Annotated in this window: 24 protein-coding genes; 14 read left to right on the top strand and 10 right to left on the bottom strand. The window is 54.4% G+C overall.

The features are described 5' to 3' along the window. Positions 1-6 precede the first annotated feature (6 nt). The 3 genes from J4E05_RS12840 to J4E05_RS12830 all read left to right on the top strand — a co-directional run bounded on the left by J4E05_RS12840 (position 7) and on the right by J4E05_RS12830 (position 2,845). Entirely contained in the window at positions 7-909 is a 903-nt protein-coding gene (locus tag J4E05_RS12840) for a cell division protein FtsX (RefSeq protein ID WP_085587028.1), read from the top strand. Between the two features lie 192 nt (positions 910-1,101). Beyond that, entirely contained in the window at positions 1,102-1,920 is an 819-nt protein-coding gene (locus J4E05_RS12835) for a YdcF family protein (RefSeq protein WP_349596157.1), read from the top strand. Positions 1,921-2,044: 124 nt separating this feature from the next. Next, the gene (locus tag J4E05_RS12830; RefSeq protein ID WP_349596154.1) at positions 2,045-2,845 is read left to right on the top strand and encodes a lysophospholipid acyltransferase family protein; all 801 of its coding nucleotides are present in this window, start codon (positions 2,045-2,047) and stop codon (positions 2,843-2,845) included. 138 nt (positions 2,846-2,983) lie between these two features. On the opposite strand, the gene J4E05_RS12825 is transcribed toward J4E05_RS12830, so the two are convergent. The 6 genes from J4E05_RS12825 to J4E05_RS12800 form a co-directional block, all read right to left on the bottom strand. Beyond that, on the bottom strand, positions 2,984-3,943 hold the full coding sequence (locus J4E05_RS12825) for a DMT family transporter (RefSeq protein WP_349596153.1): 960 nt from the start codon (positions 3,941-3,943) through the stop codon (positions 2,984-2,986). Between the two features lie 74 nt (positions 3,944-4,017). Further along, positions 4,018-4,587, bottom strand: a complete 570-nt coding sequence (locus J4E05_RS12820) for a gamma-glutamylcyclotransferase (protein ID WP_349596150.1) — start codon at positions 4,585-4,587, stop codon at positions 4,018-4,020. A 59-nt stretch (positions 4,588-4,646) separates the two neighbouring features. Then, positions 4,647-5,537 carry a DMT family transporter gene (locus J4E05_RS12815; protein ID WP_349596148.1) on the bottom strand — a complete coding sequence of 297 codons (891 nt, stop codon included), beginning with the start codon at positions 5,535-5,537 and terminating at the stop codon, positions 4,647-4,649. A gap of 162 nt (positions 5,538-5,699) precedes the next feature. Continuing rightward, complete coding sequence (locus tag J4E05_RS12810; protein WP_349596146.1) at positions 5,700-6,683, bottom strand: prephenate/arogenate dehydrogenase family protein; 984 nt, start codon at positions 6,681-6,683, stop codon at positions 5,700-5,702. Position 6,684: 1 nt separating this feature from the next. Next, positions 6,685-7,782: a histidinol-phosphate transaminase gene (gene hisC / locus J4E05_RS12805; protein ID WP_085587021.1), complete on the bottom strand. Its 1,098-nt coding sequence runs from the start codon at positions 7,780-7,782 to the stop codon at positions 6,685-6,687. A 45-nt stretch (positions 7,783-7,827) separates the two neighbouring features. Next, entirely contained in the window at positions 7,828-8,718 is an 891-nt protein-coding gene (locus tag J4E05_RS12800; protein ID WP_085587020.1) for a chorismate mutase, read from the bottom strand. A gap of 163 nt (positions 8,719-8,881) precedes the next feature. Here J4E05_RS12800 and metX point away from each other — a divergent pair, with 163 nt between their 5' ends. From metX to J4E05_RS12780, 4 genes are all read left to right on the top strand, one after another. Continuing rightward, entirely contained in the window at positions 8,882-10,039 is a 1,158-nt protein-coding gene (metX, locus tag J4E05_RS12795; protein ID WP_085587019.1) for a homoserine O-acetyltransferase MetX, read from the top strand. A gap of 4 nt (positions 10,040-10,043) precedes the next feature. Then, on the top strand, positions 10,044-10,706 hold the full coding sequence (gene metW, locus J4E05_RS12790) for a methionine biosynthesis protein MetW (protein ID WP_349596142.1): 663 nt from the start codon (positions 10,044-10,046) through the stop codon (positions 10,704-10,706). An 83-nt stretch (positions 10,707-10,789) separates the two neighbouring features. Beyond that, the gene (locus tag J4E05_RS12785; RefSeq protein WP_349596140.1) at positions 10,790-11,647 is read left to right on the top strand and encodes a hypothetical protein; all 858 of its coding nucleotides are present in this window, start codon (positions 10,790-10,792) and stop codon (positions 11,645-11,647) included. A gap of 54 nt (positions 11,648-11,701) precedes the next feature. Beyond that, the gene (locus J4E05_RS12780) at positions 11,702-11,992 is read left to right on the top strand and encodes a hypothetical protein (RefSeq protein ID WP_349596138.1); all 291 of its coding nucleotides are present in this window, start codon (positions 11,702-11,704) and stop codon (positions 11,990-11,992) included. A 45-nt stretch (positions 11,993-12,037) separates the two neighbouring features. Here J4E05_RS12780 and J4E05_RS12775 read toward each other — a convergent pair whose 3' ends face one another. From J4E05_RS12775 to J4E05_RS12760, 4 genes are all read right to left on the bottom strand, one after another. After that, entirely contained in the window at positions 12,038-12,499 is a 462-nt protein-coding gene (locus J4E05_RS12775; RefSeq protein WP_349596135.1) for a molybdenum cofactor biosynthesis protein MoaE, read from the bottom strand. A 20-nt stretch (positions 12,500-12,519) separates the two neighbouring features. After that, positions 12,520-13,071, bottom strand: a complete 552-nt coding sequence (pgsA, locus tag J4E05_RS12770; RefSeq protein WP_349596132.1) for a CDP-diacylglycerol--glycerol-3-phosphate 3-phosphatidyltransferase — start codon at positions 13,069-13,071, stop codon at positions 12,520-12,522. Positions 13,072-13,241: 170 nt separating this feature from the next. Next, positions 13,242-14,513, bottom strand: coding sequence for a uracil-xanthine permease family protein (locus tag J4E05_RS12765; protein WP_349596130.1), 1,272 nt, complete (start codon positions 14,511-14,513; stop codon positions 13,242-13,244). Then, a complete protein-coding gene (locus J4E05_RS12760; RefSeq protein WP_349596128.1) occupies positions 14,503-14,823 on the bottom strand; it encodes a hypothetical protein in 321 nt (106 codons plus the stop codon). Before J4E05_RS12760 ends, J4E05_RS12765 begins: the two co-directional genes overlap by 11 nt. Before the next feature lie 755 nt (positions 14,824-15,578). Here J4E05_RS12760 and J4E05_RS12755 point away from each other — a divergent pair. The 7 genes from J4E05_RS12755 (at position 15,579) to J4E05_RS12725 (ending at position 21,582) form a co-directional block, all read left to right on the top strand. After that, positions 15,579-16,295 carry a FadR/GntR family transcriptional regulator gene (locus J4E05_RS12755; protein ID WP_085587011.1) on the top strand — a complete coding sequence of 239 codons (717 nt, stop codon included), beginning with the start codon at positions 15,579-15,581 and terminating at the stop codon, positions 16,293-16,295. A 71-nt stretch (positions 16,296-16,366) separates the two neighbouring features. Further along, positions 16,367-17,329 carry a Bug family tripartite tricarboxylate transporter substrate binding protein gene (locus J4E05_RS12750; RefSeq protein WP_085587010.1) on the top strand — a complete coding sequence of 321 codons (963 nt, stop codon included), beginning with the start codon at positions 16,367-16,369 and terminating at the stop codon, positions 17,327-17,329. A 170-nt stretch (positions 17,330-17,499) separates the two neighbouring features. Beyond that, entirely contained in the window at positions 17,500-17,973 is a 474-nt protein-coding gene (locus J4E05_RS12745; protein WP_349596125.1) for a tripartite tricarboxylate transporter TctB family protein, read from the top strand. Beyond that, positions 17,973-19,478 (top strand): tripartite tricarboxylate transporter permease, encoded by a 1,506-nt coding sequence (locus tag J4E05_RS12740; protein ID WP_349596123.1) that lies wholly within the window; start codon positions 17,973-17,975, stop codon positions 19,476-19,478. Before J4E05_RS12745 ends, J4E05_RS12740 begins: the two co-directional genes overlap by 1 nt. A gap of 76 nt (positions 19,479-19,554) precedes the next feature. Next, on the top strand, positions 19,555-20,289 hold the full coding sequence (locus J4E05_RS12735) for an SDR family NAD(P)-dependent oxidoreductase (RefSeq protein WP_349596120.1): 735 nt from the start codon (positions 19,555-19,557) through the stop codon (positions 20,287-20,289). A 27-nt stretch (positions 20,290-20,316) separates the two neighbouring features. After that, the gene (locus J4E05_RS12730) at positions 20,317-21,009 is read left to right on the top strand and encodes an RraA family protein (RefSeq protein WP_349596117.1); all 693 of its coding nucleotides are present in this window, start codon (positions 20,317-20,319) and stop codon (positions 21,007-21,009) included. Positions 21,010-21,057: 48 nt separating this feature from the next. Further along, complete coding sequence (locus J4E05_RS12725) at positions 21,058-21,582, top strand: 2,4'-dihydroxyacetophenone dioxygenase family protein (RefSeq protein WP_085587004.1); 525 nt, start codon at positions 21,058-21,060, stop codon at positions 21,580-21,582. The last annotated feature ends 52 nt before the right edge of the window (positions 21,583-21,634 follow it).

Raw genomic sequence — 21,634 nt, 5'->3', positions numbered from 1 at the left:
GGCATTATGGCATTCCGTTCCCGTCCCTCGCATTTGCCGCTTGAAAACGACTCCTCAAGCAGGTTCCTGCCCAGCATCGTGGCGCTGATGGTGGCGTTGCTGACATTTTCGATTGTCGGCCTTGCTGTATTGCACGATACCGTTGGTCGCTGGGCCACCCAGATTGACGGCAGCCTGACCATTCAGGTGCCCCCAACGGGCCTGTCGCAACTCGAACCAAAACAACGCGAAGCGGCCCTGGAAGAACGGGTTCAAACCATTATTGCCGCTGTTTCAGGCCAACCCGGTGTTGCCCGCATAGCCGAACTTAGCCCCGATAAAATGGTTGAACTGCTTGAACCGTGGCTTGGCCCCAATGAAATGATCAGCGATCTTCCCATACCGCGCATCATTGAAATTACCCCGTCATCGGGCTTTGATTTTAATGTGCTTGAAGCAACGGTTTCCAGAACCGCGCCCGAAGCCGTCCTCGACGATCACCGGATCTGGCTGGAACGGATCAGCGATGTCGCCGTGTCGGTTGAAATGGCGCTGCTTGCGCTGATTGGTGTTTTGTTTGCCGCCACCACGTTATCGGTATTTTTCGCTACCCGCTCCGGCCTGTCCATTCATAAATCGATCATTGAATTACTGCATCTGATTGGCGCACCTGATGGTTATATTGCCGGTCAATTTGCCCGCCACACCATGCGACTGGCCTTTTTGGGCAGCCTGATCGGCATTGCCATTGCATTGCCGGTATCGCTTTTGATTGGTTATCTGGGGTTACGTGCGGGCTGGCAAATTCCGGCCACCCTGCATTTGCCGCTGTTTTTTATTCTGGTGCTGATCGTTCCTGTTGCCATTTCGTCGGTGGCATGGTTAACGGCAAAGCGCACCGTCCTGAAGGTGTTACGGCGGATGTTATAACCACAACATTGATTTTATGTTGTTTTATCTCTTACACTTTGCCCGCTCACCCTGCCTGCACCGGTAGACAACCCCACCTTGAATGTGCGTAATGTATGCGTCATTTGCGGAATCGATATTGACGCGCTTTGCGATATGTAATGGGAGACCAACGATGCGCCTGCGCCCCGGCGCCGCCAAAGGCATCCCGGAATGAAGAGAACCCGAACAGCCCCACGCTCGGTCCAGAACCGGCGGCGGTCGCGCCGTGTGCGTTTCCTCATTTCCACCTTGATCATGCTGGCACTGGTATGGGGTGCCGGTTTTTTCTGGTATGTGGGTCAAATCCCCGATCATGTTCCTGACCCCTATCAAAAAACCGATGCAATTGTTGTGTTAACCGGTGGCAGCGAACGGCTAAGCGAAGGCCGACGCCTGCTTAACCGTCACCTGGCGCAAAAACTGTTTATTTCGGGGGTTTATCGCGGCGTCGAGGTTGATGAACTTCTAAGTGCGGGCCACGCCGACCCCGACCTGGTTGCCTGCTGTATTGTTTTGGGGCATATCGCCGAAAACACACGGGGCAATGCCATTGAAACCGCCACATGGGTTTACAAACAAGGCTATCACAGCCTGCGCATCGTCACGGCCAACTACCATATGCCGCGCTCGCTGCTGGAATTTCACAACCTGATGCCCGATGTCGAAATTGTCGCGCATCCCGTGTTCCCAGAAAATGTCAAAGTAAACGACTGGTGGCGCTGGCCCGGTAGTGCGGCGCTTATTTCAAGCGAATATAACAAATATCTGTTTGCGGCCTTTCGCAACAAGGTGCTGGAATGGTTTCCATCCACACGGCAAAGCCTGCCGCCGGTTCCCGACGAAATACCCGACAATAACGAATTGTCGGCGGCGAACCCGTTAAATGCGGTTAGCGGCGAAACTAAGCCCCAAAGGCAGTCCTATAAGCAGCCGGGCAATCGCAATGCGAATACCGATGCCTCCGTCGTCATTGTCGGCCCGCAGGGATAAGAACGAAACGCACGGGGCAGGCAAAACCGCAGGTGGGCATTACATGTGAAGCATTTATTTCACATTGCCCCCAAAACCCCCTAAAAGACCAGAACGCAATGAATTTGGTTTGAAGGACGTAAAGATGAGCACAATTCGTGCCCTGATTTTCAACATCCTGTTTTTTGGCGGCACAGCTGTCGAATGCCTGGTGCTGTGGCCGTTTTTGTTTTTTGGCCCCAAATTTGCCCAAAAAACCGGTCGTTTCTGGTGTATGTGGGTGCAGTGGCTGTTGAAAATTACGGTCAAGCTGGAACCCCGCATTGTCGGCGGCCAGTATTTGCCCGACGGACCGTGCATTCTGGTATCCAAACACCAGTCCGCATGGGAAACACTGACCTTTCATACCCTGTTGCATGATCCGGCCTATATCCTGAAAAAGGAATTGATCGATATTCCCGTCTTTGGCCTGTTTTTAAAATATTCAGGGCAAATCCCGGTGGATCGCTCTGCCGGTGGATCGGCCCTTAAGGACATGATCAAGGGGGTTGATTCCGGGTTGAAACGCGGTGCGCGCGTGGTGATTTTCCCCGAAGGAACCCGCACCCCGCCCGGATCGGACCGCCCTTATCATCCCGGTGTTTATGCCCTTTACCGGGCCTTCCCCGATGTCCCCATGATCCCGGTTGCCCTTAATTCCGGCATGTTCTGGGGCCGGGCAAAATTTATGAAATATAGCGGCAAGGTGACGCTGGAATATTTGCCGCCGATGGAACCGGGGCTGGATCGCAAAACATTTATGCGTGAAATTAAATCCCGCATCGATGACCGTACGCGCGAACTGGAAAAAATCGCCCAAATCGAATTTGACCTGCCAGCACCGCCCCCCACACCGGGTATTACCGACACAGATGCCGACGCCAATGCCCCCCAAACCACGGCCTAGGCGGGTTTAGGCGGCACTGTCGCGCTTCGATCATTCCCGTTTGGGCATTTTCATCAAGAACGGGCGAAAACATAAAGGCCGGTCAGAAATTCTGACCGGCCTTTTGCATGGAATTTGATGGTTCTGCCAGCGTAAAAATCAGGCCGTTTTCGTCGGTGCCGGTTTGGGGACACGCCGGGTGGCCCGCCAAATCCCCACGGCAATCAGGGCGATACCACCCAAATGATATAAATGCAGTTCTTCACCGAGAAAAATAATGGCCAGCACACTGGCAAAGGCGGGCATCAAATACAGAAACACACCGGCATTGGCCGCCCCCACCATGCCAACCCCCCGGTTCCAGAACAAATAGCCCAAAAAGGCCGGTCCGGCACCGATATAGGCAATTTTGATCATGTCGGGCCAGGCCGGGTCCAACCGGGTAAAATACGGGTCACCATTGACCAGAATGCTCCACAGATAAATCGGCGTCAGATAAACCAGCCCGACCACGATGGAGGCGAAAATCAGACTAAACGGGTGAATGCCACGTGGTGCATATTTCAGTAGCATCGAATAAACCGCCCAGATCATTGCCGAAATAAGGGCGAACAAATCGCCGGAAACAAAATTCATTTCCAGAAAAACATTAATGTCGCCCTTGGCAATGATCACCGCAGTTCCCAAACCGGCAATCAGAACGCCCACCCATTGGGTCATGCGGGGTTTGTCTGCCGTCAATAACGCTGCAAACAGCAACACCCAGATTGGCGTTGTCGCATTCAAAAGGCCTGTATTAACCGCCGTGGTGTTATATGCCGCCAGATAGATGGCAATGGTGAACATGAATGTCCCGGTGGTGCCGATCCAGAATATCGGTTTCCAGCCCTGTCTGATCAGTGGCCAGTCACGGCGGACCTTGCCCATACAAACCGGCAGTAACAATAAAAGGGCGACAACCCAGCGCCAGAAAGCCAGTGCCGCCAGTGGCACCGATGCATTCACCCCGCGCGCCACCACATGGTTGGACCCCCACATCAACGCGCAGGCGATGAGGAGCATATAGGCAATCACGGGAACGGCCTGTGTTTTACCCGCCGTTGAATTTGCCTGAGACATCAAGTTCCCCCCGAACCTGCCCCAAACCCGCACAGATATATGCCGGGGCAAGGTTCATTATTTGTTGGGCCGGGTTAAATCCCTGCACCCATATTTAATTGTCCATATTCGCGACGCACCAGATCCATCAGATCATGCAAGGGCGGATCAACAATGCCCATCTGATCAAGGTGGCAAACCGTATTTTCAAGATATTCCAGATTAGGGCCGACATTACCATAGGCTGCGGTAATAATTTCAGCCGCCTCGCGCATTGGCAGGTTGCCCGCATATTGCGGGTGTGCCGGGTCGGCCACATAGGTATGGGCAATAACGTGGCGGCCATCGGCCAGTTCCACATCAACATCGGCCGGAATATAGGTATTGGTTACCAGTTCGCGTTCATCAAGATAGGCCTTCACCATCGGCCAGTTTTCCGGTTTGACGCGAAAGGCCATGCCGTGGCATTCACCCCCGGCCGACAGGCCCAGAACCAGACCCGGATTTTCCGGCGTGCCGCGATAATGGTGCGAATAGATGCAAAAGGATCGATGATAATCGCGCAAAAGCGCCTGGGCACGTTCCTCGCAGGTGAAACCGGGCCGCCACAACAGCGAACCATAGCCAAACACCCATTTATCATCGTGGCCCGCCTCGCCCGTCATTCACATCCTCCTGATTTTGGCCTGTCTGTCTATTTTGCTGGCTTGATCTGGCCCCGACCCTAACGTTTCGACATCACCATTGCCACCCCAAGGGCGGCAACACCAAACCCGACAAAGCCCAAAACACCAATCTGTTCATCAAACAGCACCCAGGCAAAAAAGGCGGCCGTGGGCGGCACCAGATAAAACATGCTGGCCACCCGGGTCGCCTCGCCCTGTTTGATCAGCACCATCAACAGCATGATCGCCCCGATTGAAAGCACCAGCACCAGCCACACCATCACCAGGACAAAATCCAGCGTCCAGTCAACATGGCGGGTTTCAAGCGAAAAAGCCGCAATCGCAACAACGGCACTGGCGGCACTATATTGAATAACCGTACCGCTGCGCAAATCCATGCCGGTGCAAAACCGTTTTTGATACAGCGTCCCTGCCGTCATCCCCAACAACGCGCCCACGGCCAGCAACACACCCACAACGGTAATTCCGGAACCATCGCCAATTTTAGGGCCAAGCACCAGCCCCACACCAACCAGCCCCAAAGCCAGCCCCAGCCATTGCCGTGCTGTAACCCGTTCGCCCAGCAACGCCCCAACCACAGATGCGGTTAACACCGGCTGCATGCCGACAATCAGTGCCGACAGCCCCGCTGGCAAACCATGATTAATAGCGGCAAAGACCCCACCCAGATAAATGCCATGTACCAGCATCCCGGCCACGGCAATATGCAGGGTTTCAGCCAGGGTTTTGGGCCAGCGCGCACGCAGCAGCCACACCACCGGCAACATAATGGCAATCACCACCAGAAACCGGATCAACAGAAAGGTAAACGGCTCGGCATAAGGCAGGCCAAATTTGGCACCAACAAACCCCGTGCTCCACAAAAACACAAACACAAACGGCATGAACCGGGCAAAGGCCGGATGGCTCGATATGTTTTGTACGGGCATTTGCGGGGTTCCTTGCAGGCGAGACCGTTGCAGGCACGGCCTTTTTGCTGCCAAACGGCATTAATCGTGAAAAAAGACCCGCCGAAACAAGCAGCCCCGTTTAAGGTAAGCATTACCTTCAAGGGCCGTTAACACCGGCCGGGTCTTTTCAATTCAGGTTACTCAGGCGTCCGTTGCCGGTTGGGGCTTTTTGCTTTTGCCACTTTCATCAGACTTGCGGTCTTCGCCCTCGGCCGAGAAATTGGTAAAATACTGCCCGGCATCGACAATGCCCCGGCGAATTTCACGGGTACGCGAAAACAGATCAAACAGCTTGTCGCCCTCGCCCCAGCGAATGGCACGTTGCAGGGCCATCAGATCTTCCTGAAAACGGCCTAAAACTTCCAGCACGGCTTCCCGGTTGTTTAAAAACACATCGCGCCACATGGTCGGGTCGGACGCGGCAATACGGGTAAAGTCGCGAAACCCGGTGGCTGAAAACTTGATCACTTCCTGGCGCATTGCGTCTTCAAGGTCGGTTGCCGTGCCAACAATGGTATACGCGATCAAATGGGGCAAATGCGATGTAATGCCCAAAACACGGTCATGATGGTTGGCATCCATGCATTCCACCCGCATCCCGCAGGCCTCCCACAGCGCCTGAACCCTGGCATTGGCCTCATCGGGCACGCCGGGGATAGGGGTTAAAATGCACCAGCGTCCTTCAAACAGTTCGGGAAAGCCCGCATCGGGGCCGGAATGTTCGGTCCCGGCCAGCGGATGGCCGGGGACGAAATGCACCCCTTCGCCCAGATGCGGGGCAATATCGCGAATAACCGCCTGTTTAACCGAGCCAACATCGGAAACAATGCAGCCCGGTTTAAGGTGGCCTTCAAGCTGTTGGCCGATGGTTTCGTTAATGCCCACCGGCACGCACAGCATCACCAGGTCCGCGTCTTTGACCGCGCTTTCGATGTCGCAATAGGCGTAATTGGCAATGCCCAGTTCCAGAACCCGGTCACGGGTAGCTTCGGAACGCACAGCACAGCTAATGGAACCTGCCAGGCCGTCGCGGATCATGCGGCGCGCCATCGAGGAACCAATAAGGCCCATGCCAATGAATGCAACTTTGTCAAACAGCGGGGTCGTCGATACGGAACTGGTCATTTTAATTCGCTATAAAATCTTTGATTGTTTGCAGACATATCTGCATTTCTTCTTGTGTGCCGATGGAAATACGCAACATTTGCGGCAAACCATACGCGCCGATTTTGCGCGGGATCACCCCACGGGCCATCATGAATTCGTTGGCGGCATCGGCGTTTTTGCCTTCCTCTGCCGGGAATTCAACCATGACAAAATTGCCATAGGACGGATGGGCCTTAAGATCGGCCAGTTTGTTGATTTCCTCGCGGAACCATTCCCGCGTTTCCGAGTTATGGCGCACACAGGCATCGACGAAATCGTCATCCTCAAGGGCGGCAACACCGGCTTCCTGTGAGGGCAAACCGACATTGAACGGGTTGCGCAGGCGTTGCAACACATCGGCGACGGCAGGCGGCGCATAACACCAGCCCAGACGAATACCACCCAAACCGTAAATTTTGGAAAAGGTGCGTGTCATGACGGTATTATCACCCTTTGCCACCAGTTCGGCCCCGGCGGTATAATCTTCCTGCCCGGTCATGAATTCGGCATAGGCGGCATCCACTACCAGCAAAATATCTTCGCGCAGGCCCTCACGCAGGCGTGCAACCTCGGCCGAGGTAATATAGGTCCCGGTCGGGTTATTGGGGTTGGCAACAAAAACGATTTTGGTTTTATCGGTGACGGCGGCCAGGATCGAGTCAACGCTGGCTGTCATGTTGGTTTCAGCCGCGGTAACCGGCACCGCCCCCACACCCTTGGCAGCAATCGGATACATCAGGAAGCCATGCTGTGAATACAGCACTTCGTCGCCCGGCCCGGCATAAGCCCGGATCAAAAGCGTAATCAGTTCGTCTGATCCAGCACCGCATACGATCTGATCAAATTCCAGGTCGTATTTTTCAGCCAGTTTGGCGCGCAAAAGGTCACACCCGCCATCAGGATATCGATGCAGTTTGGTTGCCGATTTTTGCAGGGCTTCGATGGCCCTGGGGCTGGGACCAAGCGCGCCTTCGTTTGACGAAAGCTTGATCACGCGGGCAGCACCCGCACTGCTGGATTTACCACCAACATAGGGGGCAATATCAAGAATACCGGGACGGGGGGTGGGCGCAGTCATAACAGGAAACTCCCTGGGGGTATGTTCGTATGTTCGTATGTTCGTTTACATTTCGTCAGCGGGGATAGGCACGCCATAAGCACCCAATACCCGCACGTCACCGCATTTCAAACCATGGTCCAAAAGGGTGCGTCGAAAATTTTCGCCCTGATTACAAAGGAATCCGGCAACATCAACAAGGACAAAACCATGATTTTCAGTTGTTGGCGTAAAAACGCCAAGGATTGCCGAACCGGGGCTGGCTTTGGCAAAATCTTTGCGCAAGGTGGCCTCGTCACCGGGCTGATCAACCTTTACGACAAACAGGGTGCGGTCATCCCCGCTTTCCTCAAGCTCGATTGCGGCAAGAACAAACCCTTCGGTATCTTCACCACGCCCCACCGGGCGCCCGCCAAAAGGCAGTTTTGACACCACCCTGACCGCACTGTCAGCTGAAATCAGCGGCCACCACGAATGGCCTTCCCCCGCAACCGGGGCCGGAAAGACACCCACGGCGGCCCGACCGTCTTCCAGCGCATGAATGGCTTCAAGCTGGCTGTCAAATTCGACAATTTCATTTAAGCAGCCAAAATTAAGCCTGGCCAGTTCCCAGCAATCCTGCCCGTCGGCATCCCGGCACAGCGCCACCGTATAGGGCGCTTCCAGGCGGGTGCCCGCCGCAATCAGTTCCCGCCATATCTGGATAAGGGCGGTTTTGGGAAAGGCCCCTTCGTGGCGGCGCACCAATGTGCGCATGATGCGGGCTTCGCGCGCCGGGCGATAGGGCACATGTACCTTGCTGCCCGCTGCAATTTGCCGGTCCTTAAACGCACCAACGGCCTGCACCACGCGGGTACGGCGAATGATCAGGGCCTGCATCGCCTGATCGATCTCGTCGATTTCAGCCCGCAGCCCGTTAAGGTCAAGATTTGCCAAATTTTCGTCGTTTTGCGCCATGATCCACTCTTTTGCCAAACGGCGCTCAGTTTTAGGGAACTACCCGGCATTTGCAAAGAAAAGATTGACTAAAAGCATGCCTGTTCCTAACTGGAACGAACAAAAAAGGCTGGCGCAGCGTTTGGCGCGCCTGACATTGCCCGTGCAAAGGAATAAAACGTCCATGTCCCATACCGCCCCGCTTTCGCGCCGCGCCCTGCCGGGCCATCAGATTGTACTGGGCGAGACCGACAAGCTGCGCCTTGATAGCGGTGTTGATTTTGGCCCGTTCACGCTGGCCTATCAAACCTATGGCGCGCTGAATGCCGATAAATCCAATGCGGTTCTGGTGTGTCATGCCCTGACCGGCGACCAATATGTCGCCGATGATGTTCACCCCATTACCGGCAAGGAAGGCTGGTGGCGCGCCATTGTTGGCCCCGGCAAAATCATTGATACCGAAAAATATTTTGTGATTTGCACCAACGTGATTGGCGGTTGCCTGGGCAGCACCGGCCCCAAGGAAACCAACCCGGAAACCGGCAAACCCTGGGGGCTGGATTTTCCCGTGATCACGGTTGGCGATATGGTGCGTGCCCAAACCATGCTGATCGACCATATGGGCATCGACAGCCTGTTTGCCGTTATTGGCGGGTCCATGGGTGGCATGCAGGTGCTGGAATGGTGCAAAAGCTATCCGGAGCGCGTCTTTGCCGCCGCACCGATTGCCACGTCCTATCGCCATTCCGCACAAAATATCGCCTTTCACGAAGTGGGCCGCCAGGCCGTGATGGCCGACCCCGACTGGTGCGGGGGAAATTACCTGCTGGAAGGCAAAAAACCTGCCCGTGGTTTGGCCGTGGCACGCATGACGGCACATATCACCTATTTGTCCGAACCGGCACTGCATCGCAAATTTGGCCGCAAGCTGCAAAATCGTGGCGGCATTACCTATAGCTTTGATCATGATTTTCAGGTCGAAAGCTATTTGCGCCATCAGGGTAAATCGTTTGTCGACCGGTTTGATGCCAACAGTTACCTTTATATCACCCGCGCGATGGATTATTTCGACCTGTCAGTGGAATTTGACGGGCGCCTGGCCGAGGCCTTTCGCGGGTCAAACACCCGGTTCTGCGTGATTTCGTTTTCATCGGACTGGTGCTTTACCACCGCCGAAAGCCGCCGTTTGGCCCATGCCCTGAATGCGGCATCATGCAATGTCAGTTGTGTGGAAATTGAAAGCGATAAGGGCCACGATGCCTTTTTGCTCGACGAACCCGATTTCCACATGGTCCTGAGCGGCTTTATCGAGGGGGCCGCCGAAGCGCGCGGATTGAATTAAGACCATGACACAAACCTTAAACCAGACAGCCGCCACAAATGGCACCCCCCCATCCGACCGCATTCGTGTTGATTTGCAACTGATTGCCGACATGGTGGAACCTGGAACGCGTGTGCTTGATATTGGCTGTGGTGACGGCGAATTACTGGGCTATTTGAAGCGCACCAAAAAGGTTGATGGCCGCGGGCTTGAACTTTCAAACGAAGGGGTGCGCAATTGTGTGGCACAGGGCCTGCCCGTGATGCAGGGCGATGCCGACCGTGATTTGCACGATTACCCCAACGATGCCTTTGATTATGCGATTTTAAGCCAGACGCTTCAGGCCACTAACCGCCCGCGCGAAGTGCTGGCCGAATTGTTGCGCATTGGCCGTAAGGCGATTGTATCCTTCCCCAATTTCGGCCATTGGCGCGCCCGGTTTGATTTGATGTTTCATGGCCGGATGCCACAAAACCCCAACCTGCCAATCATGTGGTACGAAACACCCAACATCCATTTTTGCACCGTGCGCGACTTTGTTGCCATGTGTAAGGATATGGACCTGATCATTGAACGATCCATGGTGCTAAATGAAAGCGGATCAAAGGTCAGCCTGGGCAGCCATTCAAACCTGGCCAATTTTTTTGGCAATCAGGCTTTGTTCATGCTGAGCAAGAAGAAGGGATAACCCCCCGTCTTTTCGCTGGCCGTTCGTCACAAAACCCCTGATACACCGTCACCCCTGATCGCCGCGCAATCAGGGGATGCAGGATGAATTTTTACCGGGTTAAAAAAGAATGTTCGCGGGGGTGTTTCCTTGCGATGCTGGCCTTGCTGGCGGGCTGTGCGCAAAAGGCCGATGCGCTTAAATTATCGGCCCATCAGTTTAGCGTTGAAGCCCAACAGGCCATTTCGGCCCTGGATGATGCCCGCACCGCGCAGTTCAGTGCGCCCGTGCGCAGCCTTGATGCCCAACAGGCCATTTTCAGTGCCAATCTGGCGCAATTTACCGGCACGCTAACCGCCGATAACCTGCCGATATTGATCAACCCTGACGCCATTACAATTGACCCGGCTGAAAACGCCCGCTGGCAGGGCGAAATGGCAAATCTGCGCAATCAATATCAAAGTTTCGCCGCCATTTTTACTGACATCGGGGCAGACGACATTTTTGGGGCAGGCACCATCAAGGCATCGGCACCGCTGTTGCAAAAACTGCGGACCCAGCTGGCATCTCTGGCGCAAACGCTGGGCACATCGCCGCCGGCATTTCTGGTGCGCCGCGACGCGTTGATTGCCCGCATCAACAAAATCCACAGCGACACATCAATTTCCGCGACGGACCGATCCAGCCAGATCAAGGACTGGTGGCAGCAATGGCAAACCCTGGCCGGGGATGAAAAAACCACATGGCAAAATGCCATGCGTCATTTTATCACCGCAAGCCAACTGGGCAGCAAATTGCAAACCCAGATTGAAAATTATGATAAAATTACATCGCAAACCATGTTGACCGGCATTGACAAAGGTTTGCGCCTTGTTGCGCAGAACCGCAATTTAAGCGAAAGCCAGATCAAACAAAAAGCAGGCACCATGATTGATGATCTGGTCAAACAGGCCCGGCCCTGACCGTGTTTAAGGCCCCTTTAGATAAAGTCGTAAAACAAATTAACGGAGACCCGGATGTCAGATGTATCTAAACTGATCAGTGCTGCGATGAAGACATTTATCGCCCTTGATACACAATACGAGACGGCAGATATTAATCAAAAGGTTGCCCTTACCGCCAGCCGCAATCGGGCAGCCAATGCGCTTACCAAATTAAAGGACAACCAAATATCGCAAGACATAACGGTTAACCCCGCCGACATTGCACAGATGAATGCTCTTGCCGCCAAAGTACAAAATGGTGCGGCTTTGCAAACCGGCTTGCTGGAATTTCTCGATATCGTCAAAAACTACGTGCAGGTTTAGAACCCGCCCCGGCAACAAGCAGGGCAGCACAAGGCAGCACGGCAATTATTGGCCGCTTTCCCAGCGCCCAAGGTCATCTTCATCGCTGGATTTGGCGGCAACCCATTTTTCACCATCATCGGTTTCTTCGCGTTTCCAGAATGGGGCGCGGCTTTTTAAAAAATCCATGATGAAATCGCAGGCTTCAAATGCTGCGCGGCGATGGGCTGACAGGGTAATCACCAGCACAATGCGATCCCCCGCCAGCAGGCGGCCAAACCGGTGGATAATGCGCACACCATCCAGCGGCCAGCGTTCTGTTGCCTCATTGGCAATTTTTTCAAGCTGGCGTTCGGTCATGCCCGGGTAATGTTCCAGCGTCATGGCGCTGACATTCTCTGATCCGGCAATATCACGCACCAAGCCAACAAAACTGACGGCAGCCCCAATATCGGTTCTGCCATCGGTCAGGGCCGCAAGCTCGGAACCGGGGTCGAAATCGTTTTGTTGAACCGTAATACGCGCCATAGTCGCCTCGCGAAAATCGATCAGTCGAGATGCTTAAGCCCGGTGCGCAGATAGATATACCCCGTCTGCACGGTCACAATACCGGCAATCCACAGCAAGATATCGCCGATCATGATCGACGGGATCATATCGGGCGAGGCATCGCCGACCAGCAAAAAGCCAATCGCCAGGATTTGGGCTGTGGTTTTCCATTTGGCAAGAACCGTCACCGGCAGCGGCACCTTAAGCTCGGCCAGATGTTCGCGCAGGCCCGACACCATAATTTCGCGACACATAATAATCACGGCAGGCAAAACAGCCAGACCGGAAATACGGCCAAACGCCACCATCATCATCAGGGCGGCTGCGACCAGAAGCTTGTCGGCAATCGGATCAAGGAAACGGCCCAGCGGAGAAACCACATTCATACTGCGCGCAAGATAGCCGTCAAAAAAGTCCGTTACCCCTGCAAAGGCAAACAGGGCAAACCCGAGCCAGTTCCCCACCGGTCCGTCGACATAAAACGATAACACCAATGCCGGGATCACAATGATGCGCGACAAAGTCAGCAGATTGGGAATCTGGTTTTTCATTTACGGGCCTGTATACGGGTATTTGGGGCATTTAATATGGTGACATGCGTCGCCTGGCAGGGCCAAACGACCCCAGGACGCCCAATTAGTAAAGGCTTGCGCTTACAACCACAAGGGCCGTGTTGATTTGCCATAAAACGAAAACACGGCCCTTGCAGCGATAGGCAAATTCAGTCGTTATTTGCCGCCTGTTCTGTCGCACGATCCGCCTTGCCGCGCCCGATGCTGAGAACCTGATACAGAATAATCGCAGCCAGCGTTGCAGTGCCGATTCCGCCAATCGCAAAACCGCCGATGCTGACGGTGAAATTCCCGGCCCCGAAAATCAGGGTGATGCCCACCGTGAACAGATTGCGCGGATCAGAAAAATCAACCCGGTTATCCACCCACAAACGGACCATTGCCGCCGCAATCAGACCAAACACTGCAACCCCAAGCCCGCCAAGTACCGGCCCTGGAATTGTGTGCAGCAACGCACCAAATTTGGGCGAGAAACCCAGCAAAATGGCAATCATGGCGGCGATCACAAAGATCAGGGTCGAAAACACGCGGGTCACAGCCATAACCCCCATATTTTCCACATAGGTCGTCACACCGGTGCCACCGCCAGACCCGGCCAGCATCGTTGCCAAACCATCGCCAATAAAACCACGGCCAATATAACGGTCCATGTTTTGTTTGGTCATGCCGCCAATGGCTTTGATGTGACCCAGATTTTCCGCGACCAGAATAAACGCCACCGGTGCAATCATCACCATGGCCGAGCTTTCAAAACGCGGCGCAACAAAATTGGGCATGCCAAACCAGGCGGCTTGCGACAGTTCACTAAAATCAATGGCGGGCATCAGGCCAAAACCGTTACCAAGGATCAAAACCAGCACATAGCCCAAAAGAATACCGGCCAGAATCGACACACGGCGCACCGCAATCGGCGCATAAACCGACACCAAAGCAACCGATAACAGCGTCAGAAGCGCGACCAGCATATGGATACCATCCCCGGAAATACCGCTGATCCCAACCGGTGCCAGATTAAGACCAATGGCCGCCCCAACCGCCCCGGTCACCGCCGGCGGCATCAGTTTTTCGACCCAGCCGGTCCCCGTTGCCATCACGATCACGCCAATCAGCACATACAGCGCGCCAGCAGCAATAATACCGCCCAGTGCCCCGCCAATATCGGGATTGACGCCAGACCCGGCATAGCCGGTAGCAGCAATGACCACCGAGATAAAGGCAAAGGACGATCCCAGATAGCTTGGTACACGCCCGGCAGTGCAGATAAAGAAAATCAGCGTGCCGATACCGGAAAACAGAATTGCCAGATTGGGGTCAAACCCCATCAACAACGGACCGAGAATGGTGGAACCCGACATCGCCACAAGATGTTGCAACCCCATCGGAAACATTGTTCCCCACGGCAGGCGTTCATCAGGCAGCACGGTAGAAGACCGGGTCAAAGACCAGGAAGGAAAATAGCGCATCTTTGGTAAGCCAATTTTTATGGACGTTTCGCGCGAAGGTGCCCTGCCATAACAGCAAGACGCACCGGGTATCGCGCCCCTTACCGGAAAAAGCAAGGTGATATAAGGTGATGCAAGGCGATAGCCGGCGATCCCGGATGATGTTCGGTGATGCAGAAGGTATTTTTACCATTGCCGGATCGAGGGCCGAACCAGCAGCCGCCCTTACTGGAATCGCAACCACATAAACGGTGTGGCCCGATAAAATTGCGGGAGAAAAACCAAACAATTTGAATTTCCAAACCTGGGAAAGACCGTTCTGGCGTTACCCCGATTCCGAACCACAAGGCCAGGCAAGCAGGCAGCCTTGCCCGCAGAAAAGGCCGAAATAAGGGACAAATGCCATTTTGCGCGCCGCGTTAAAAACGGGAATGGAATGCTGAATATTTTTGCCGATCTGTTTTATCGTTCTGTTTTGGGAACGCACAGTTGCCACATTACCGGCTATGCCCTGCCCGCTCCAATCGTTAAGTTAGCTTCATACAGCAAGCCAATGTAACGAAACGAAGGAGGCTGCCCTTGAAAATCCATAGGAATGCAATGTGATATCGCCTTGGCGGTGTGTGCCCATTATGCCGCCCTGGTAAAACTTCCCGACATTGCCTCTTCCCTAAACGTTTTCTCTTTTCCTTTTTGTCGTGGTCAACTTCCCCCCCCCCCCGACCCCGTGACCACGGCAGATTTAGCGGCCCCCTTTCCCCAAGGGGGCCGTTTTTCTTTGCGCGCAAACAACACAGTTTCTGTGTGCAGTGCGTTAAAGCGCAAAATCATCAAAATTTTTTTCCCCGTTTTTCTTAATCTGCACTGCGCCTTTAGGCGAATTGGTTCCTTTCTGTGCAACGCAGCATTGGTAGGACCTATTGACTCACCATTTAATTTCAGCATTATTCATCCTACCAATAACAATTAAAATATCTGCGCTATTGCGCTGATATCATTAGGGCGGAAACTATCCCTGAACCATAACAGGGATAAGGAAATGCAATGAAAACAGCTGACCCCGCATGGCGTTCCGGCGCATCGGTTGCATGTGACAAAATTGGCCGCGCCATTGTTTCAGGCCGATTTGCCGAACATTCGCGTTTACCCAAAGAGGCCGAACTTGCCGCCGAATTTGCCGTTTCGCGTAACACCTTGCGCGAAGCGATGAAGGCCCTGGCCGCCAAGTCACTGATCGAAATTGCCCCACGCCGTGGCACGCTGGTTTTACCGCGGTCACGCTGGAATATACTGGACCGCGATGTGGCCGAATGGGCGGCACAAATTTTTATCAACGACCCCGGCTTCATGAATGAATTGCTGGCTTTTCGCCGCCTTCTCGAACCTGCCGCCGCCGAGGCCGCCGCCCTTCACGCCACCCCGGACGAGGCCGCTGACATCCAGGCTGCCTATGTTGAAATGGCCCGCGCGGTCGAAATAGACGATCTGGAAACCTGGGTAAATGTAGATATCGAATTTCACAAGGCCGTGTTTCGCGCTTCGCACAACAGGTTCATTCAGTCCGTGGCAGATTCCGTTATTCACGCCCTGCGCACCAGCTTTTTAGCCGTTAGCAACCAGCCCAGCAGTTATGCCCAGAATTTGCAAAACCACAAAATTCTGGCCGATGCCATTGAACATAAAGATTCTGAAGCGGCCAAACAAACCGCGGAAAAACTGATCGAAACAACCGCCAACGTCCAACGGAAAATGCTTCGATAACCAGCCTGCCCCGCAAACAGGCAACCACAAGAGTTGCCCTTGCAAAACAAACGATCCAGTGGAGGAAACACATGAAAAAGATAACAACCCTTGCCGTGCTTGCCGCATCTGTTTTTGCCGCCAGCCCGGCCTTTGCCGAATATCCCGAACGCCCGATCACCCTGATCGTGCCATGGTCCGCCGGGGGTGGCACCGATGCCGTAGGCCGAACCATTGCGCAGGGTTTGCAAGAACAGCTTGGCAAACCGGTTAATGTGGTAAACCGCACCGGGGCGGGCGGCGTTGTCGGCCATACCGCCATGGCCGATGCCGACCCCGATGGTTACACCATTGGTTTGGCCACCGCTGAAATCACCACTTATAAATCGATGGGTACCTCGCAAATCACCTATCAGGATTTAACCCCGATCGGGCTGGTAAACTTTGATGCCTCGGCCTTTAACGTTTCCACCGACAGCGACTGGAACGATGTTAAATCCGCGCTGGACGACATCAAAGCCAACCCGGGCAAATACAAAATGTCGGGCTTCCCGGTAGGGGCGGCGTACCATCTGGCTTTTGCCGGTTTCCTTAATGACAATGGCATTGATCCACAATCGGTTCCGGTCGTGCCCAGCCAGGGGGCTGCACCGGGCTTTCAGGAACTCGCGGCGGGCGGCGTTGCCATTGTACCATCATCCCTGCCCGAAGCCGTGCCGATGCGTCAGGCAAAACGGGTAAAAACGCTGGCTGTTTTATCTGACAAACGTCTGGATGCCTTCCCCGATGTGCCAACCGTTGAAGAAGCTATTGGCAAAAAAGCCGTGGGGGGCACCTGGCGCGGCATTGTAACGCCCAAAGGCGTTTCTGATGACGTGGCACAAAAACTTGAAGCTGCCCTTAAAACCGTGGTGGCGTCATCCGAATATACCGATTTCATGAGCAAACGTGGCTTTGGTGTTAAATGGCTTCCAGCGGACGAGTTCGAGGAATTCATGAAAAACGCCGATGAAAGCAATGCTGCCGTGATCAAGAAACTAGGTCTTGGTCAGTAACGCCAGATCCCGTTGATCGAAACCGGTCAACGGCCCCTTCGTGGCGGGCGGGCAAAAACATACCTTTGCCTGTTGCAGCATAAGCCGCACGGCACCGCCGCACATATCCCGGTTCCCATAAGCAGGCCTTAGAGGAACCGGGAACAACAATTGCGTTTTCGGATGCTGACATGAAAATCAACGATGCCCTTTTCGGGATTGTCTTTGTCCTTTTGGCAAGCGCGATTCTGATCACGGTGCAGTCGTTTCCGACCCTGCCGGACCAGCCTTACGGTCCGGGAACTTTCCCGACAATCATTGCCACCATCATGATGCTGGGCGGCATTGCATTGTGCATTTCGGGATATCGGGAACGGGCACACCAACCCTTGATCCGGCTTGCCGCCGTGATGAAAACCCGCGACGGCCTTGTGCGCATGGCCTGTGTGCCGGTTTTCATGATCCTTTATATTTTGCTCAGCAAACCCGTCGGCTTTCCCATTGTGGTGCCGGTCCTGCTGGCTGCCTTTCTGGTCATCACCACCCGAAACTGGCTGAAATCAGTGATTATTGCCGCCGTGACAACCGCCCTTCTGTGGCTGTTCTTTGTCGATTTCCTAATGGTGTCCCTGCCTTTGGGCATCCTGACCAAGGTGATTTACTGATGGATGTGTTTTATTCAGCGCTTGAGCAGGTCTTACGCCCGGATGTGTTGCTGATCATTTTAGGATCATCGATTTACGGCATTGTCATTGGCGCCATTCCCGGCCTGACCGCGACCATGGGCACCGCCCTTCTGGTTCCGTTAACCTTTTTCATGGACCCGGTCCCGGCCATTGGCGCCATTGTTTCGGCCACCACCATGGCGATTTTTGCCGGTGATATTCCCGGTGCGCTTTTGCGTATTCCCGGTACCCCGGCATCGGCGGCCTATACCGACGAAGCTTATAAAATGCGCGAAAAGGGGCTGGTGGAACTGGCCCTTGGCACCAACGTCATTTGTTCCATGATTGGCGGACTGGTCGGTGTGCTGGTGCTGGTGCTGGCCGCGCCGCAAATTGCCGAATTTTCGCTGATGTTTTCCAGCTATGAATATTTCTGGCTGGCCGTCCTGGGCCTTTCCTGCGCCATCATGGTGTCACGCGGATCGGCGATAAAAAGCACCCTGTCGCTGACCATCGGGCTGATACTGTCCATGATTGGCATTGATGTGGTGATGGGCATCAAACGTTTTACCTTTGGTGATACCGAACTGGTCGGGGGTATTTCGATTATCCCCACCCTGATCGGCATGTTTGCCATTACCGAAATTTTACGCAAAATTGGCGAATTGCGTGAATTACCCCCCGTGCCGCCGGTTCATATTTCGCGCATGATGTCGGGCGTTGGTTCGGCGATCTGGAAATATAAGGGGGGTGTGGCGCGGTCATCCATTCTGGGCACCATGATTGGCGCGCTGCCCGGTGCCGGGGCCGACATTGCGGCCTGGGTTTCCTATGCGGTGTCCAAAAAGTTTTCAAAAACACCGGAAAAATACGGCGAAGGCCATATCGAAGGCATTATTTCCGCCTCCAGCGCCAATAATGCCGCCCTTTCCGGGGCCTATGTGCCAACGCTGGTTTTTGGCATTCCCGGCGATACCATCACGGCCATTCTGATTGGCGTTTTGCTGATGAAGGGCATTACCCCCGGGCCGATGGTTTTTGTTATGGATGCCGGGTTGGTCAATGCCATTTTCATGGTGTTTGTGCTGGCCAATGTCATCATGGTGCCAATCGGAATTGGCGCGGTTCTGATGTCGCGCCATGTGCTGGGCATTCCCCAGGCCATATTGTTTCCCATCATTTTGCTGTTTTGCGTCATCGGTGCCTATGCCGCCAACAACACCCTGTTTGATGTCTGGGTGATGCTGGTGGTGGGGCTGGTCGCCTATGTGCTGGAGGAAAACGACTTCCCGCTGGCCCCGATGATATTGGCCCTGATCCTTGGCCCCTTGATTGAAGAAAACTTCATGAAATCCATGATCAAGGCCGACGGCCATTTGATAGAGTTTTTCTCGCGTCCGGTTAGCGGCACGCTGGGGGTTATCACGCTTGCCATCTGGGCCGTAATGACTGTCATGCATTTGCGCCACGCCAAACGCAAACACGCCGCAAGCCTGCCATCATGACCCATTCCTGCCCGCACCCTGCGCCCCATGTATCCATAGTGCCACCATCTGGCTATTTTGCTTATCAGAGGTTCCCATGACCAGAACGATTGTCGTTATCGGCGGCTCCAGCGGGATTGGCCATGCCATTGCCACCGGCTTTGCCCGGCAAGGGAATGACCCGCACGGCAATGGCAATGACAAGCCCCATGTTATTGCCACCGGCATAGAACCGGCCGCTCCACCTGCTTTTTCAGGTGATATTCTTGAATTTCAAACACTTGATGTTACCAATACAGAAGCGGTACAGGCCTTTTTTTCGACCCTGGACCGGCTTGATGTGCTGGTGAATTGTGCCGGGATCATTCGCCGCAACGGGGCCGAATTTACCGCCAGCGGCTTTGAACAGGTGATCGACGTTAACCTGACCGGCACGCTGCGCTGTTGCGAGGCGGCAAAACCGCTTTTGACGCAAAGCCGTGGTTGCATCATCAACACCGCATCAATGCTGACATTTTTTGGCAGTGCCTTTTCCCCTGCCTATTCGGCATCCAAGGGCGGCATTGGCCAACTGACCAAATCGCTGGCGAGTGCCTGGGCACCAGACGGCATTCGCGTGAATGCCCTGGCACCGGGCTGGATTAAAACCGATTTAACAGCGGCACTGGAAAAAAACAGTGAACGCAGCGCGCAAATCATTGCCCGCACCCCGATGCAACGCTGGGGCACGCCCGATGATCTGGTGGGACCAGCCCTGTTTTTGGCATCAGACCAGGCCGGATTTGTGACCGGATCAATCTTGCCGGTGGATGGCGGATTTTCGGCCAATTAACCCCGCCGGTGACGAAAGGATTTCACCATGACAAATTTTGACAGCGACGCCGCCCTTTTCAAAACCCTGAAAAGCAACCTGTTTACCGCCGTGATTGGCGATGTTCTGGACCAAATGGGCCTGACCCGTCAGTTTTTGCCGCCCGAAATTGCCCCGTTGCAACCGGGCACTAAAATTGCCGGGCGGGCAATGCCGGTATTGGAAGCCGATATTTTCGATTTGGGCCACCCGGCATCAAACGGGCCGCTGGCGAACAAGCCGTTTGGCCTGATGCTGGAGGCTTTGGATGACTTGCGCGAAAACGAAATTTACATCGCAACCGGCGCGTCGCTTCGTTATGCGCTGTGGGGCGAACTGATGTCGACCCGTGCGCTGCACCTCAAAGCAGCTGGGGCGATCCTTGATGGCTATGTCCGCGATGCTACTGGTATTCGCAGCCTTGGCTTTCCCGCATTTTGCCGGGGCATTTATGCCCAAGATCAGGGACCGCGCGGCAAGGTGATCGATTATCGCTGCACCATCGAAATTGGCGGTGTCAAGATTGCTCCGGGCACACTGCTGTTTGGCGACGAAGAAGGGGTGCTTGCCATCCCCGCCGAGGCCGAACATGAAGCCATCACCCGCGCGCTTGAAAAAGTCAAAAGCGAAAACATCGTTGCGGATGCCATCAAGGGCGGCATGAGTGCGACCGAAGCCTTTGCCACCTATGGCGTGATGTAAAGTCACCTTTAATCCCCCAGACGGATCGTAAAGATCAAGGAGAGACAAATGACCAAGGACAGCCAGGATCAGGCCAAAATGCCCTATCAACTGGCGATGCCCGCCGAAGCCGGACGCGACATTGTGGTAGAACATGCCATCCCCAAGGATGACCGCATTTGGGTACCACAGGCCGAAAATGTGTGGTTTCGCCCGCTATGCCTGAATGCCAGCCAGGGGTACTGGGTGAATTTATTAAAAGTGCGAAAATCGGGCGTGCTTAGCCGCCACCGCCACCCCAACCCGGTGCATGGCATGGTCCTTAAGGGGCGCTGGCATTATCTGGAGCATGACTGGGTCGCCAATGAAGGCGGCTATGTTTACGAACCGCCCGGCGAAACCCATACCCTTGTTGTTCCCGATGATGTCGAGGAAATGATCACGATGTTTCAGGTTAACGGCGTGATGTATTATGTCGACCCATGGGGAAAACACATGGGCTATGAAGATGTTTTTACCAAAATCGACATGTGCCGCGCCCATTACACCAAAATCGGCCTTGGTGCCGATTATGTCGACCAGTTCATTCGCTAGGCGATTTGAAAATGTATCAGGCCGGCCGTTATTGACCCTGCCTGATGCAAAT

This window comes from Thalassospira sp. NFXS8 (assembly GCF_040148805.1).
Lineage (GTDB): Bacteria > Pseudomonadota > Alphaproteobacteria > Rhodospirillales > Thalassospiraceae > Thalassospira.
Note: the sequence above shows the minus strand (reverse complement) of the source record. Positions and strands in the feature narration are given on the sequence as shown.

Coding starts and splice junctions, on each gene's coding strand:
- J4E05_RS12840 (WP_085587028.1), top strand. CDS start 7: ATGGCATTCCGTTCCCGTCCCTCGCATTTGCCGCTTGAAAACGACTCC.
- J4E05_RS12835 (WP_349596157.1), top strand. CDS start 1,102: ATGAAGAGAACCCGAACAGCCCCACGCTCGGTCCAGAACCGGCGGCGG.
- J4E05_RS12830 (WP_349596154.1), top strand. CDS start 2,045: ATGAGCACAATTCGTGCCCTGATTTTCAACATCCTGTTTTTTGGCGGC.
- J4E05_RS12825 (WP_349596153.1), bottom strand. CDS start 3,943: ATGTCTCAGGCAAATTCAACGGCGGGTAAAACACAGGCCGTTCCCGTG.
- J4E05_RS12820 (WP_349596150.1), bottom strand. CDS start 4,587: ATGACGGGCGAGGCGGGCCACGATGATAAATGGGTGTTTGGCTATGGT.
- J4E05_RS12815 (WP_349596148.1), bottom strand. CDS start 5,537: ATGCCCGTACAAAACATATCGAGCCATCCGGCCTTTGCCCGGTTCATG.
- J4E05_RS12810 (WP_349596146.1), bottom strand. CDS start 6,683: ATGACCAGTTCCGTATCGACGACCCCGCTGTTTGACAAAGTTGCATTC.
- hisC (WP_085587021.1), bottom strand. CDS start 7,782: ATGACTGCGCCCACCCCCCGTCCCGGTATTCTTGATATTGCCCCCTAT.
- J4E05_RS12800 (WP_085587020.1), bottom strand. CDS start 8,718: ATGGCGCAAAACGACGAAAATTTGGCAAATCTTGACCTTAACGGGCTG.
- metX (WP_085587019.1), top strand. CDS start 8,882: ATGTCCCATACCGCCCCGCTTTCGCGCCGCGCCCTGCCGGGCCATCAG.
- metW (WP_349596142.1), top strand. CDS start 10,044: ATGACACAAACCTTAAACCAGACAGCCGCCACAAATGGCACCCCCCCA.
- J4E05_RS12785 (WP_349596140.1), top strand. CDS start 10,790: ATGAATTTTTACCGGGTTAAAAAAGAATGTTCGCGGGGGTGTTTCCTT.
- J4E05_RS12780 (WP_349596138.1), top strand. CDS start 11,702: ATGTCAGATGTATCTAAACTGATCAGTGCTGCGATGAAGACATTTATC.
- J4E05_RS12775 (WP_349596135.1), bottom strand. CDS start 12,499: ATGGCGCGTATTACGGTTCAACAAAACGATTTCGACCCCGGTTCCGAG.
- pgsA (WP_349596132.1), bottom strand. CDS start 13,071: ATGAAAAACCAGATTCCCAATCTGCTGACTTTGTCGCGCATCATTGTG.
- J4E05_RS12755 (WP_085587011.1), top strand. CDS start 15,579: ATGAAAACAGCTGACCCCGCATGGCGTTCCGGCGCATCGGTTGCATGT.
- J4E05_RS12750 (WP_085587010.1), top strand. CDS start 16,367: ATGAAAAAGATAACAACCCTTGCCGTGCTTGCCGCATCTGTTTTTGCC.
- J4E05_RS12745 (WP_349596125.1), top strand. CDS start 17,500: ATGAAAATCAACGATGCCCTTTTCGGGATTGTCTTTGTCCTTTTGGCA.
- J4E05_RS12740 (WP_349596123.1), top strand. CDS start 17,973: ATGGATGTGTTTTATTCAGCGCTTGAGCAGGTCTTACGCCCGGATGTG.
- J4E05_RS12735 (WP_349596120.1), top strand. CDS start 19,555: ATGACCAGAACGATTGTCGTTATCGGCGGCTCCAGCGGGATTGGCCAT.
- J4E05_RS12730 (WP_349596117.1), top strand. CDS start 20,317: ATGACAAATTTTGACAGCGACGCCGCCCTTTTCAAAACCCTGAAAAGC.
- J4E05_RS12725 (WP_085587004.1), top strand. CDS start 21,058: ATGACCAAGGACAGCCAGGATCAGGCCAAAATGCCCTATCAACTGGCG.